15 protein-coding genes are annotated in these 13,295 nt (G+C 67.7%); 6 read left to right on the forward strand and 9 right to left on the reverse strand.

Going from position 1 to position 13,295, the window contains the following annotated elements; genetic code table 11:
* Window positions 1-73: 73 nt before the first annotated feature.
* From ilvC to miaA, 4 genes are all read right to left on the reverse strand, one after another.
* Window positions 74-1,093 (reverse strand): ketol-acid reductoisomerase, encoded by a 1,020-nt coding sequence (gene ilvC, locus JW805_05975; GenBank protein ID MBN2971563.1) that lies wholly within the window; start codon window positions 1,091-1,093, stop codon window positions 74-76.
* 173 nt (window positions 1,094-1,266) lie between these two features.
* Window positions 1,267-1,782, reverse strand: a complete 516-nt coding sequence (ilvN, locus tag JW805_05980; GenBank protein ID MBN2971564.1) for an acetolactate synthase small subunit — start codon at window positions 1,780-1,782, stop codon at window positions 1,267-1,269.
* Between the two features lie 137 nt (window positions 1,783-1,919).
* Window positions 1,920-3,674: an acetolactate synthase 3 large subunit gene (locus JW805_05985; protein MBN2971565.1), complete on the reverse strand. Its 1,755-nt coding sequence runs from the start codon at window positions 3,672-3,674 to the stop codon at window positions 1,920-1,922.
* A gap of 79 nt (window positions 3,675-3,753) precedes the next feature.
* A complete protein-coding gene (gene miaA / locus JW805_05990) occupies window positions 3,754-4,680 on the reverse strand; it encodes a tRNA (adenosine(37)-N6)-dimethylallyltransferase MiaA (protein ID MBN2971566.1) in 927 nt (308 codons plus the stop codon).
* Window positions 4,681-4,803: 123 nt separating this feature from the next.
* Here miaA and serB point away from each other — a divergent pair, with 123 nt between their 5' ends.
* Both serB and JW805_06000 read left to right on the forward strand, forming a co-directional pair.
* A complete protein-coding gene (gene serB / locus JW805_05995; GenBank protein ID MBN2971567.1) occupies window positions 4,804-5,685 on the forward strand; it encodes a phosphoserine phosphatase SerB in 882 nt (293 codons plus the stop codon).
* Complete coding sequence (locus JW805_06000) at window positions 5,678-5,902, forward strand: hypothetical protein (protein ID MBN2971568.1); 225 nt, start codon at window positions 5,678-5,680, stop codon at window positions 5,900-5,902. The genes serB and JW805_06000 overlap by 8 nt, the downstream gene beginning before the upstream one ends.
* On the opposite strand, the gene JW805_06005 is transcribed toward JW805_06000, so the two are convergent.
* Window positions 5,899-6,204, reverse strand: coding sequence for a hypothetical protein (locus JW805_06005; GenBank protein MBN2971569.1), 306 nt, complete (start codon window positions 6,202-6,204; stop codon window positions 5,899-5,901). The two genes, JW805_06000 and JW805_06005, sit on opposite strands and share 4 nt — an antisense overlap.
* 8 nt (window positions 6,205-6,212) lie before the next feature.
* Window positions 6,213-7,226 carry an SPOR domain-containing protein gene (locus JW805_06010; GenBank protein ID MBN2971570.1) on the reverse strand — a complete coding sequence of 338 codons (1,014 nt, stop codon included), beginning with the start codon at window positions 7,224-7,226 and terminating at the stop codon, window positions 6,213-6,215.
* 248 nt (window positions 7,227-7,474) lie between these two features.
* Between JW805_06010 and JW805_06015 the strand changes: the two genes are divergently transcribed.
* From JW805_06015 to JW805_06025, 3 genes are read left to right on the forward strand one after another with little or no spacing between them, the layout of a single operon-like run.
* Window positions 7,475-8,185 (forward strand): ParA family protein, encoded by a 711-nt coding sequence (locus JW805_06015; protein ID MBN2971571.1) that lies wholly within the window; start codon window positions 7,475-7,477, stop codon window positions 8,183-8,185.
* Between the two features lie 11 nt (window positions 8,186-8,196).
* On the forward strand, window positions 8,197-8,703 hold the full coding sequence (locus JW805_06020) for a hypothetical protein (protein ID MBN2971572.1): 507 nt from the start codon (window positions 8,197-8,199) through the stop codon (window positions 8,701-8,703).
* Complete coding sequence (locus tag JW805_06025) at window positions 8,700-10,031, forward strand: tetratricopeptide repeat protein (GenBank protein MBN2971573.1); 1,332 nt, start codon at window positions 8,700-8,702, stop codon at window positions 10,029-10,031. The genes JW805_06020 and JW805_06025 overlap by 4 nt, the downstream gene beginning before the upstream one ends.
* Window positions 10,032-10,159: 128 nt before the next feature.
* Here the strand turns inward: JW805_06025 and JW805_06030 are convergent, their stop codons facing one another.
* Both JW805_06030 and JW805_06035 read right to left on the reverse strand, forming a co-directional pair.
* Window positions 10,160-11,350: an amidohydrolase family protein gene (locus JW805_06030; GenBank protein ID MBN2971574.1), complete on the reverse strand. Its 1,191-nt coding sequence runs from the start codon at window positions 11,348-11,350 to the stop codon at window positions 10,160-10,162.
* Entirely contained in the window at window positions 11,347-12,336 is a 990-nt protein-coding gene (locus tag JW805_06035; GenBank protein ID MBN2971575.1) for an aspartate carbamoyltransferase catalytic subunit, read from the reverse strand. Before JW805_06035 ends, JW805_06030 begins: the two co-directional genes overlap by 4 nt.
* Before the next feature lie 147 nt (window positions 12,337-12,483).
* Between JW805_06035 and JW805_06040 the strand changes: the two genes are divergently transcribed.
* Window positions 12,484-12,783, forward strand: coding sequence for a PilZ domain-containing protein (locus JW805_06040; GenBank protein ID MBN2971576.1), 300 nt, complete (start codon window positions 12,484-12,486; stop codon window positions 12,781-12,783).
* Between the two features lie 48 nt (window positions 12,784-12,831).
* On the opposite strand, the gene ruvX is transcribed toward JW805_06040, so the two are convergent.
* On the reverse strand, window positions 12,832-13,293 hold the full coding sequence (ruvX, locus tag JW805_06045; protein ID MBN2971577.1) for a Holliday junction resolvase RuvX: 462 nt from the start codon (window positions 13,291-13,293) through the stop codon (window positions 12,832-12,834).
* Window positions 13,294-13,295 lie beyond the last annotated feature (2 nt).

The following is a 13,295-nucleotide window of genomic DNA, read 5'->3' on the forward strand; positions in this document are numbered from 1 at the left end:
TCCGATAGGCCCGCGATGCGCTCGCGGTACGACGTACGGTGCTTCGACAAGCTCAGCATGAACGGGATGAACGTCAGTTCTTCGCCTTGTCCACCAGCTGGTTGGCCGAGATCCACGGCATCATCGCGCGGAGTTCGGCGCCGGTCTTCTCGATCGGATGCGCCTCGGCCAGCTTGCGCGCAGCCTTGAGTTCCGGCTGGCCCGCGCGGTTGTCGAGCACGAAGTTTTTCACGAAGCGGCCCGACTGGATATCGGCCAGCACGCGCTTCATTTCCTTCTTCGTCTCATCGGTGATGATCCGCGGACCGGTGACGATGTCGCCATATTCGGCGGTGTTGCTGATCGAATAGCGCATGTTGGCGATGCCGCCCTCATACAGAAGGTCAACGATCAGCTTGGTTTCGTGAAGGCACTCGAAATAGGCCATTTCGGGCGCGTAGCCGGCCTCGACCAGCGTCTCGAACCCGGCCTGGATCAGGTGCGTGATGCCGCCGCAGAGAACCGCCTGCTCGCCGAACAGGTCGGTTTCGCATTCCTCGCGGAAGTTCGTCTCGATGATGCCCGATCGGCCGCCGCCGACGCCGCTGGCATAGGCGAGCGCGATGTCGTGGGCGTTGCCCGACTTGTCCTGATGGATCGCGACTAGGCAGGGCACGCCGCCGCCACGGACATATTCGCTGCGCACCGTGTGGCCCGGGCCCTTCGGCGCGATCATGATGACGTCGATGTCGTCGCGCGGCTCGATCAGGCCGAAATGGACGTTCAGGCCGTGGGCGAAGGCGATCGTGCTGCCCGGCTTCAGATTGGCGTGCAGATCCTCGGCGTAGATCGCGGCCTGATGTTCGTCGGGCGCCAGGATCATCAGAATGTCGGCCCAGGCGGCGGCGTCCTTGTTGTTCATGACCGTGAAGCCGGCGCCTTCGGCCTTCTTCGCGGTGGCCGAGCCGTCGCGCAGCGCGATCGCGACCTCCTTCACGCCCGAATCGCGCAGGTTCTGCGCGTGGGCATGGCCCTGGCTGCCGTAGCCCAGGATGGCGATCTTCTTGTTCGAGATCAGGTTCAGATCGGCGTCGCGATCATAATAGACACGCATTGGTTGGTCCCTTTTGCTCCCTCTCCCAGCGGGAGAGGATACGAAGGCTTGGCGGCTGTGCCGTCTAGCCGGAGTTGGTGAGGGTGGTGTGGGGCATGGCGGGCGGCTGCCCTCACCCTCCCACCGGCTATGCCGGCGGGCCCCTCCCTCTCCCACAGGGAGAGGGTTGAATTCTACGCCCCCTCGCGGCCCCGCGCGATGGCGACGATACCGGTGCGGGCGACTTCGACCAGGCCGACTTCGGCCATCAGCTCGACGAACTTGTCGATCTTCTCGCGTCCGCCGGTGACCTCGAAGACGAAGCTAGAGGTCGTCGCATCGACCACCCGCGCGCGGTACACGTCGGCCAGGCGCAGCGCCTCGATGCGGTGATCGCCCGAGCCTGCGACCTTCACCAGCGCCAGTTCGCGTTCGACATGCTGCCCCTCCGCGGTCAGATCGCGGACCTTGTGGACGGGGACGAGTCGGTCGAGCTGCGCCACGATCTGTTCGAGCACATGCGCGCTCGCCGAGGTCACGATGGTGATCCGGCTGACGGCCTTGTCCTCGGTCACTTCGGACACCGTCAGGCTCTCGATATTATAGCCGCGTGCGGTGAACAGCCCGGCGATCCGCGCGAGGATACCGGGTTCGTTGTCGACGATGACCGCCAGCGTGTGGCGTTCGGTGGTTTCGGATTTGATGTGCAACCTAATTCCTCCCCGGGACGGGGAGGGGGACCGCCAAGGCGGTGGCGGGGGAGCGCCACAAAGGGCTCCGCCTGCCGCACTCCCCCTCCACCATGCTCCGCATGGTTCCCCTCCCCGTGCCGGGGAGGAGCGTACATTCAAACCAAGGCCTTCGCCTCGTCGTCCATCTCGCCCGAGACCTCCGCTGCCTGAAGCATCATCTCGGTATGCGCCGCCCCCGACGGGATCATCGGGAAGCAGTTGGCGAGTTTCGCGACACGGCAGTCGACCATCACCGGGCCGTCATGGTCGAGCATCGCGGCAATGCCGTCGTCCAGCTCGTCGAGTTTTTCGATCCGGATGCCTTTCCAGCCGTACGCCTCGGCCAGCTTCACGAAATCGGGCAGCGCGTCCGAATAGCTTTCGGCATAGCGCGACTGGTACGTCAGCTCCTGCCATTGGCGGACCATGCCCATATATTCGTTGTTCAGGATGAAGATCTTGACCGGCAAGCGATACTGGGTCGCGGTCGCCAGCTCCTGGATGTTCATCTGGATCGACGCCTCACCGGCGATATCGATGCACAGCGCATCCGGATGCCCCAGCTGCGCGCCGATCGCGGCAGGCAGGCCGTAGCCCATCGTACCGAGACCGCCGCTGGTCAGCCACTTGTTCGGCCCTTCGAAGCCGAAATGCTGGGCGGCCCACATCTGGTGCTGGCCGACCTCGGTCGACACGATCGGAGCGCGATGCTTGGTCGCCTCGTACAGCGCCCGGATCGCCCGCTGCGGCATGATCTCCGTGCCGTCGCCTTCGGGGAAGTCGAGGCAGCGGGTCTGGCGCCAGCCCTCGATCCGGCTCCACCATTCGGTGAGGTCGGGCTTGGGATGCTCGCGCTTGACCCACACCTCCAGCATCGCGGCGAGCGCGGCGCGGGCGTCGGCGATGATTGGCAGGTCGATGCGCACCGTCTTGTTCACGCTCGACCGGTCGATATCGATGTGCACCTTCCGGCTGTTCGGGCTGAAAGCATCGAGCCGCCCCGTCACACGGTCGTCGAACCGCGCACCGACCGCGATGATCAGGTCGGCCTTGTTCATCGCATAATTGGCTTCGTAGGTGCCGTGCATGCCGAGCATGCCCAGCCACCTCGGGTCCGACGCCGGGAACGCGCCCAGGCCCATCAGCGTGGAGGTGACCGGCGCGCCGGTGATTGCAACCAGTTCGCGCAGCAGCCGCGACGCCTCTGGGCCCGCATTGATGACGCCGCCGCCGGTGTAGAACACCGGACGTTCGGCGGCGGCGAGCATATCGACCGCCTGCTCGATCGCGGCCATGTCGGGGGCGATCTGCGGGCGATACGTCTTGTGCTGGATCGGACCCGGCGCGTCGTATCGTGCGGTTGCGACCTGAACGTCCTTCGGAATGTCGATGACGACCGGCCCCGGACGCCCGGAGGTCGCGATATGGAACGCCTCATGGACGACCCCGCCCAGCTTTGCAGGGTCCTTCACCAGATAATTATGCTTGGTGCAGTGACGCGTAATGCCAACGGTGTCGGCCTCCTGGAACGCGTCGGTGCCGATCAGGCCGGTCGGGACCTGCCCGGTGATGACGACCATCGGAATCGAATCGAGCAGCGCGTCGGTGATACCGGTGACGGCATTGGTCGCGCCGGGGCCGGAGGTGACAAGCACGACGCCCGGCTTGCCGGTCGCGCGGGCATAGCCCTCCGCGGCGTGCGTCGCCGCCTGTTCGTGCCGGACCAGAATATGCCGGATCTTCGATTGCTGGAACAGCGCGTCGTAGATCGGAAGCACCGCGCCGCCGGGATAGCCGAACACGACCTCGACGCCGAGGTCGGTCAGCGCCTGGACGAGGATGGTCGCTCCACTCAGTTCGGTCACGGTCAAATTCCTGATTGCACGTTCGCAGTCGCAATATCATGCGGACGTCGCGGCTGCTACCGACACGAAAATGATGCGTCAAGCATTAACGGCGTAATCTTATTTCAAAACCACGGAAAAGATCGGCCGTTTCTGTCGCTTCGGTGCGTTGCCAGTCATCCGGCGGTTGGTTTCGAAACCAGGTGTATTGACGCTTCGCGTACTGACGGGTCGCTGCAGATGCCCGGGCAAGTGCCTCGTCGCGGGTCAGGTTTCCGCACAGCCAATCGGCGATGTCCGGTACGCCGATCGCCCGGCGGACGGGCGAGCCTGGCGCCACGTCGTCCCGCTCCAGCAGCGCGGCGACTTCCGCCACACCGCCGGTATCGAACATCGTCGCCAGTCGCGCATCGCACCGTGCCATCAACCAATCGCGCGGGGGGAGCAGGATGGTGGCCGTCAGGTCGATGCGTTCGCCGATCCCTCTGGAGCGCTGCGCCTGCCACCCAGCCAGTGGGCGGCCGGTCGACAGCACGACCTCCAGCGCGCGGGCGACGCGGGTCGTGTCGGCGGGGTTGAGGCGGGCGGCGGCTGCGGGGTCGTGCTCGACCAGGCGCGCATGATTGCTCGCCACCGATGCGTCACGCACCTCGGCGCGGACCAGGGGATCGATGTCCGGTACCGGCGCGATGCCGTCGATCAGCGTGCGCAGATAGAGCCCCGTTCCACCGACCAGGATCGGCAGGCCGCCGGTTGCATGCACGGCATCGATCGCCGCCGTCGCCTCGACTGCCCAGCGCGCGGCGGAATAGCCGGTATCGGCGCCGTCAACATGGCCGAACAGCCGGTGCGGGGCGCGGGCTTCCTCCGCGACGCTGGGGCGGGCTGAGAGGATGCGCAGGTCGGCATAGACCTGGCTGGCATCGGCGTTGATCACCGTGCCGCCGTGCGCTTCGGCGAGCGCGAGCGCCAGTGCGGACTTGCCGCTGGCCGTCGGCCCTGCGATGAGCGCGACCTTGGGTTTCACCGACATCCCAGCCGCCGTTCGTGCTGAGCCTGTCGAAGCACCGTTCTTCTTTTCATCTGCCTCGTAAAGAAGAAGAGCGGCCCTTCGACAAGATCAGGGCGAACGGGTTGGGCACTATTTGGAGTCGCGATGTTCACGGCCACGCTGATCGCTCCCGGCATTCTCGCCGCCGGCGACATTTCCGCCGCGCAGGATCGCCTCGATGCCGCCGGGTGCGCACCGGCCGCCTGGAGCTGGCTGGACGAAGGGGATGCGGCGGACATTGCCTTCGCCTTGGCGCCCGACGCGGCCCGTGCGGCGCTTGAAGGCGCCTTCCCTGGCACCGACGTCGCGGTCCAGCCGGGCGAGGGCCGTCGCAAGGCGCTGATCGTCGCCGATATGGATTCGACGATGATCACGGTCGAGTGCATCGATGAGCTCGCCGACTATGCCGGCATCAAGGCCGAGATCGCCGAGATCACCGAGCGCGCGATGCGGGGGGAACTCGACTTCGCCGGCGCGCTCGACGCACGCGTCGCGCTGCTCAAGGGTTTGGACGAAGGCGCGATCGACCGCTGTCTGGCGGAGCGGGTCACGCTGATGCCGGGCGCGAAGACGCTGGTACGCACGATGAAGGCGCTGGGCGCGTACAGCGTCCTCGTCTCGGGCGGCTTCACCCGCTTTGCCGAGCCTGTGGGCAAGGAGATCGGTTTCGACCGCGTGGTTGCCAATCAGCTGGTGGTCGCCGATGGGGCGCTCGACGGCACGGTGACCAAGCCGATCGTCGATTCCGGCACCAAACAGGCCGAACTCGAACGCGCGTTGGCCGACCGCGGCCTCACCGCGGCGCAGGCGTTGGCGGTGGGCGATGGCGCCAACGACCTGGCGATGATTCGCGTGGCCGGGCTGGGCATCGCCTTTCACGCCAAGCCGATCGTTGCGGCGGCGGCCGGCGTGCGGATCGACCACAACGACCTGACGGCGCTGCTGTGGGCGCAGGGCATCGCGCGGTCCGAGTGGGTCGGTGGGTGACGGCATGGCGCGGCGACCGACCGTCCGGCTGATCTACGCCATCCTGTTCGTCTCGTTCTGTGTGATGGTTGGGAAAGCCTGTCAGTACGCGGCGGTCGACGCGCTGGGTGACCGCCTTGGCTTCGAAGTCGCGTCCATCGCCGGACTCGCGCCGTTTTTCGGCGTGCTGGCTGTGCTGAAAGCACGCTACCCACGCTATTTCGCGTTTCGCGGCTAGCCCATCCGATACGGCGTCGGATCGCCGCGCTCAGCGATCAGTTGCTCGTGCGCTCGACGCAGACACTCCGAATAGGCGGTGACCATATCCGCTACCGGTCGCCCGGCCATCTCGGCGAGCAAGGCGGGGATCCTATTTTCGTCATGCATCGCGGCGATGCCGGAAACCGTGCTTTCGTCCAGGCCGAGGTCCCGCGCCAACATTCGCGCCGCCCGCGCCCGGCGGCGGAATTCGAAGTCGAGCAGTCGCGCGGATTCGAACTCCTCCTTCTTCCGCATCGCCTTGCCGAGGTCGAAGACCACCGGCGACGTTACCGGCTCGGCACGCAGGGCTTGACCGAGCCGCAGCCGCGCGTAGCCTCTGCCTGGCTGGCATAGGGGCCGACGAGCAAGCGGGTCAGGTCGCCCGCCCTGACGTAATAGGGCTGGCGGCCGGGGAAGCGGCTGGCAACCTGGCTCCACAAACGGCGCGCGCCATCTGGGTCGCGGAAGGCGCCGAGCTGGACGCGCCATGCGCCGCTCGCGACCGGCTTGGGTTCGGCGGAGGGGCGGGGGGCGACCGGGCGCGGGGCAGGTGGGGGCGGCGTGCGGGCCGGGCGCGTATCGATCACGTCGGGCGTCACCGGCTGCGACGGCGGGACATCCGTTGTCTCGATCTGGCGGCGTGCCGGCGGCGTGCGGGTGGGGCGCGGGGTATTGGCGGCGAGGCGCGTGGTCGTCGTCGGCAACGGATTGGTCGCTTCCGCCTCGTACCGGCGGGCAAGTTCGGTGCCCTTCTGGCGATCACTGGCCGAGATATAGCGGTCCATCTGTGCCAGCGTCGTCGCCGCCTGCGGCAGGCCGGCAGCATTGGCGCGGGTCATCAGCGCATAGGCCTTCACCCAGTCGCGCTGCACCACATCGGCGTTGAAGAACATCGTGCCGAGGACATATTGCGCGCGCGGCTCGCCCCGGGCGGCGGACTTTTCCAGCCACGGCAGCGCCTGGTCGCGGCGATTGTTCTGGAACAGCGCCAGACCATAATTGTCGGACGCCTGCGGATGCCCCTGCACCGCGGCCTTGCGATACCATTCCTCCGCCATGGCAAGATCGATCGGCACCCCGCGGCCGAGCTTATAGGCCTGGCCCAGGTTGAATTGCGCATCGGCATCGCCCGCGATCGCCAGCGGGCGCCATTCGTCGATGGCTTTCTTGTAATCGCCGCGTGCCCAGGCATCGACTCCGGCCTTCACATCGGCGGACGCGGGGCTGGGCAGCAGCACGACCGTTGCCAGCGCTGCCGCAACGCCCAGAACCATCGCCGTGCCAAACCGCTTCTTCGCCATCGCTACGCTCCACTTTGTCGCCATGTAACGCGCATTACGCGTGGAATCGCAAAGAAAAGGTGAGCGCGCTGTAAACCTTGTGCCGGAATTGGTGCCACGCCCGTCGGACGGAGCCGCTGCGCGGCACCGCCGCCCGACGTGGCCTCTCGCCGCCTTGCTCACGCAAGCCGGCGTGGTCCCGCGTCTTAACCCAATCTTGACGCCACCCGTGCCATCTCCGGCAGCGTAACAACACGCAAAGGGTGGCAATGCGCGTATTGGCGATGGCATCGCAGAAGGGCGGATCCGGCAAGACGACCTTGTCCGGGCACCTGGCCGTGCAGGCACAACTGGCGGGGGCCGGGCCGGTCGTGCTGATCGATATCGATCCGCAAGGCTCGCTGAGCGACTGGTGGAACGAGCGCGAGACGGAGTTTCCCGCTTTCGCCCAGACGACCGTCGCGCGGCTGGCAGCCGACCTTGAGGTACTGCGCCAGCAGGGCTTCAAGCTGGCCGTCATCGATACGCCGCCGGCGATCACCATGGCGATCCAGAGCGTGATCGCGGTGGCCGAGCTGATCGTCATCCCGACGCGCCCGAGCCCGCACGATCTGCGTGCGGTCGGCGCCACCGTCGACCTGTGCGACCGTGCCGGCAAGCCGTTGATCTTCGTGGTCAACGCCGCGACGCCCAAGGCACGCATCACCAGCGAGGCCGCGGTCGCGCTGTCGCAACACGGCACCGTGGCACCGGTGACGATCCATCACCGCACCGATTTCGCGGGATCGATGATCGATGGCCGCACCGTCATGGAGATCGACCCCCGCGGTAAATCGGCGGCCGAGGTCGCGGCGCTGTGGGGCTATATTTCCGACCGACTGGAAAAGAATTTCCGCCGCACGGTCTTCGCCGCGCCGAACACCGTGGGCTTCGCCGCCACACGCCCCGCTGCCGGCTTCGGCCGCCGCGTGGTCAGCTGATGGGGAGCGCGATGTTCGGATCGATCAAACCTGCTGCGTCGCTGTCCTCGGGCCTGCTGGCACGAAAGGGTCAGGCACGACCGGCGATGCGTCCCCAGGGCTTTCACGGCCCTGCAGCGACGCTCGACGACCTCGGCTGGAACGACATGGGCGGAGAGGCGGTCGAGCCGGCGCCCGTCGTGGTGATCACGCCGGCCGCAGCGCCTGTCGCGCCGCCGGTGACGACGGTGCCGCCGGTGCTCGTCGAACGTGAAAGCCTGCGCGAGGAAATCGAGACGCCGGCCGTCACTGTGCCGGCGCCGAAGGCCGCGGCAGTGCCGGCCAAGGGCAAAGCGGCGTTCACGCTGCGCCTCGATCCCGATCGCCACCTGCGCCTGCGTCTGGCCTCGGCCAGCCGCAACCGTTCGGCCCAGGCGCTCGTCGTCGAGGCGCTCGACGCCTTTCTCGCTACCCTGCCCGAGGTCGATGGCCTCGCGCAGCACCTGACCGTCGATACGGCTTCAAGGGGGAAGTCATGACCAAGCGTAACCTGATCGCTGCGGCGCTGCTGACGAGCGTGACGCTCGCCGGCGGCATCGCCGCCACTGCCTCGATCGACACGGGCAATCCTGCTCGCGCCGCATCCGAAGCGAAGACCGCCCGCAAGGCGCTCGACAAGCGCCATACCGACAAGGCGATCGCCAAGGCCGAGGCCGCAGTGGCGCTCGATCCGCGCAATGCCGGCTATCGCACCCTGCTGGGCCAAGCCTATCTGGCTGCTGGGCGGTTCCCGTCCGCAGTTTCGGCACTGACCGATGCGCTGGCGCTCAGCCCCGGCGATGGCACAGCCGCGCTGCATCTGGCACTGGCGCAGATCGCGACCGGCCAGTGGGATGCCGCGCGCGAGACGTTGACCACGCATGACGGCATTCCGGCCAAGGACCGCGGGCTCGCCTTCGCCCTGGCCGGCGATCCGGGCACGGCGGTCAGCGTTCTGACCCAGGCCGCGCGCGCGCCCGACGCCGATGCCAAGACGCGCCAGAACCTCGCCCTCAGCCTCGCGCTGGCGGGCCGCTGGAACGAGGCGAAGGCGGTGGCGTCCTTCGACATGTCGCCGGCGGACGTCGACCAGCGCATGGCCCAGTGGGCGGCCTTCGCAACGCCCAGCGGGGCGGCCGATCAGGTCGCTGCGCTGCTGGGCGTGGTGCCGGTCGAGGATGCCGGCCAGCCGACGCGCCTCGCGCTGACCACCACCTCGCCGAATATGGTCGCTGTCGCCCAGGCGGTGCCGGCAGCCGAAAGCCTGCCGCATTCGCAGGCTATGGAGGCCGCTCCGCAGGTCGCCGAGGTCGCACCGGTAGCGGCGCCCGCCGTGGGCAAGGCCGACGTCGCCAACATCGGCGCTGCACCGGTCACGTTCGCGCCGCGACGGGAAATCGTGCAGGCCCTGCCCGTCAAGGCGCCCTTGAAGGTGCCGACCACGCGAGTCGCTGTCGCTGCGATCACGGCGCCGCTTGCGCCGGCCGTGGCAACCAAGCCACTGGTCGCCTGGACTCCGGCGAAGGGCAATTTCTACGTCCAGCTCGGCGCCTTCGAGAATGCCGGCGTGGCCAAGGATGCGTGGGGTCGCCTGTCGCATCGCATTGCGGCACTGGGGGCGCACACGCCAACCGGCGCGAAGATCGCGAGCGGCGGGCAGACTTTCTACCGGCTCGCGGTGGGCGGCTTCGCTCGCGGCGATGCGGATGCGCTGTGCCGCAAGGTTCGTGCCGGTGGCGGTCGCTGCTTCGTACGCGCGGGCGCCGGGGACGCGGTTGCCGCGTGGGTGAAGCCGACGAAGGCGGGCGTCCAGCTGGCGATGCGCTGAGGGCTATTTCGCCCTTGTCTTCCGTCATTCCCGCGAAGGCGGGAATTGATTCTGGCTGGCCTTCATGAATCTCACGTCGGTCAGCCAGAATTGATCCCCGTCTTCGCGGGGTGACGTTTCTTGAAGGGTCAGGCGAGGATTTCCTTGCCACCCTTGAACAGCCGCAGCACCTTGCCCTGAACCGGCAGGCCGTCGAAGGGCGTATTGCCGTCCCGCGCTTCCGTAATCTGCCACGGCGCGTCGGGATCGATGAGGATCAGGTCGGCTGGCTTGCCCGGCTCCAGCGTCCCGCCGTCGAGCCCGAGTACCGTCGCTGGGTTCGCCGCGAGCAGGGCGAACAGCCGATCGTGCGGCACCTCCATCCTCAGCGCGAGCGCGAGCAGCGTTGTCGCACCCGCCGCACCCGACGCCGAATCGGCGAAGGGCAGCCGCTTTTCCTCGGGCCCGCGCGGGTCGTGGCCCGATCCGATCACGTCGATCGTGCCGTCGCGCACCGCCGCGACGCAGGCCTGCCGGTCGGTCTCGCACCGGAGCGGCGGGGAAAGGTGGGCGAAGGTACGGAAATCGTTCGCCGCGATATCGCTCAGCAACAGATGCGCCGGCGTGATGCCGCACGTCACGGCCACGCCCCGGCGCTTGGCCGCGCGGATCAGGTCGATCGCCGCTGCGGTCGTGACCTGGCGGATATGCAGTCGTGCCCCGGTGTCCTCCGCCAGCATCAGGTCGCGCGCGACGGCCAAAGCCTCGGCAACCGCCGGGGCGGAGGGCAGGCCCAGCAGCGTCGCGGTCAACCCGTCGGTCGCCACCGCATCGCCGGTCAGTCCGGCATCCTCGGCATGGGAAATGACCGTCAGCCCGCAGTCCCGTGCATAGGCCAGCAGCTTACGCATCAACCCCGAGTCGGCGATCCACCGCCGCCCCGTCGCGACCGCGCGCGCGCCGGCGCCGGCCATGATCGCCATTTCGGCGAGGTCCTTGCCCGCAAGCCCTTGGGTCGCAGCGGCGAGGGGGTGGATCCACAGCTCCGGCTTGCCCATCGTCGCGGCGCGACGGACGATGCCGGGGTCGTCGAGCACCGGCGACTGGTCGGGCATCAACGCGACCCGCGCGATGCCCCCGCGGCGACATGCGGTCTTGTCGGCCTTGAACGCGGCGACGTCGATGATCGCCGGCGCGAGCGTCTTGCCGCGGCAGTCGATCGTCTCCGCCTCGCCTGACAGCACGTCGACGATCTGCTCGCCATCGACCAGCAGCTCGCCCTCGCGAATGCCGCCGACCGGGCACACGATCCGCGCATTGATGAAGCGAAGCGCGCTCATGCCCAGCCCTCCACGCCGCGCGAGTGGCGGGTCAGCACGTCCAGGCACGCCATTCGGACGGCGACTCCCATTTCGACCTGTTCGGTGATCGCGGAGCGGGTGGGGTGGTCGGCCACGTCCGACGTGATCTCGACCCCGCGGTTCATCGGCCCCGGGTGCATGACCAGCGCATCGTCCTTCGCCCGCGCCAGCCGCTCGGCGGACAGGCCGTAGCGGAGGTGATATTCGCGGGTCGACGGGATGAAGCCGCCCGACATGCGTTCGTTCTGGACGCGCAACATCATGACGACGTCCGCACCCTCGATCGCGGCATCGAAATCGGTGAAGGCGGTCACGCCGAACTCCTCGATGGCCGGGGGCATCAACGTGGAGGGGGCGCACACGCGAACCTCCGCTGCGAGCGCGGTCAGCGCCAGGATGTTCGATCGCGCGACGCGGCTATGCAGCACGTCGCCGCAGATCACGACCCGCTGTCCCTCGACCGACCCGCGGCGGCGGCGAATGGTCAGCGCATCGAGCAGGGCCTGGGTCGGATGTTCGTGGCGGCCGTCACCGGCGTTCAGCACCGGACAATCGACCTTTTCCGCGATCAGCCGCACGGCGCCGCTCGACATATGCCGGATGACGATCACGTCGGCGCGCATCGCATTCAGCGTGACGGCTGTGTCGATCAGCGTCTCGCCCTTCTTCACGCTCGATTGTGCGGCATGCATGTTGACGACGTCGGCGCCCAGGCGCTTCCCCGCGATCTCGAAGCTCAGCAGCGTGCGCGTCGAATTCTCGAAGAAGGCGTTGATCTGGGTGATCCCCGCAAGCCTTCCGTCGCCCTTCGCGCGCGTCCGGTTCGCCTCGATCCAACCTTCGGCCTCATCGAGCAGGAACAGGATCTCGTGCGGCTGCAATCCGGCGATTCCGGTCAGGTCGCGGTGCGGAAAGGCGGCCCGCCCGTCGGGGTAGGCGTGGCGATGATGCAGCGGCTTCGACATTAAAGTGGCTGCCTAATGCGACCGCCGCCGGGGAGCAATCGCCAAAGAACACCGACTCGTCGCACGGGCGTTGTCTGGTCACTGCCGTCATGGAAACGCGAAAGGACAGGGGAAGGGCGAGTCGTGCGTTTTTAAGCGAGGGCGGGAATGGCAACGGCATATCGGCCGGTGACGGCTGAACGGGCAGTGGTACGACGGCGCACGGCGCAGGTCAGCACGGCCGACGCGGCATCGGTCGCGGGTGAATTGATGGAAATCTCCGCCTATGGCTGCCGCGTCGTGATGCCGGTCGATCCGTCGATCGGCGGTGCGATCGAGCTCAGCCTGGACGGCGCGGCGCCGGTCGGCGCGCAAGTCGTCTGGAACCGCGCGGGCGTGCTCGCCTGTCGCTTCGACGCGCCGATGTCGCGCGCTCAACTTCGCGCGCTGACCATCCAGGACAATTGATCTGGAGTCTTTGCTCGATCACGACCCCGTCCTGATCGCGTACAGACCCTAGGCGTTTACGAGAGCATCGATCGCCGCCTGCAAGATGTGGGCGGCGGCGAGCGAATCCACGCGTTCGGCGCGTTTGGCGCGGCTCAGGTCCTGTTCGATCATCACGCGTTCGACCGCAACGGTCGACCAGCGTTCGTCCCATAGCAGGATCGGCAGGTCCCAGTCGGCCAGGTTGCGCGCGAAGGCGCGGGTCGACTGGGTGCGCGGCGAATCGGTGCCGTCAAGGTTGAGCGGCAGCCCGACGACCACACCCTTGACCGACTGCGGCTTGAGCATCGCGGCGAGGACCACCTTGTCGGCGGTGAACTTCGTGCGGCGGACGAGCGGGGCGGGGGAGGCGAAGCTCCAGCCCGCGTCGCACAGCGCGGTGCCGATCGTCTTGGTGCCGACGTCGAGCCCCAGCAGGCGGCCGCCCGAGGGCAGGGCGGCACGAAAGTCGGCGGTGACGGTAGTGATCACGG

Source organism: Roseomonas aeriglobus (genome assembly GCA_016937575.1).
In the GTDB taxonomy this organism is placed as follows: Bacteria; Pseudomonadota; Alphaproteobacteria; order Sphingomonadales; family Sphingomonadaceae; genus Sphingomonas; species Sphingomonas aerigloba.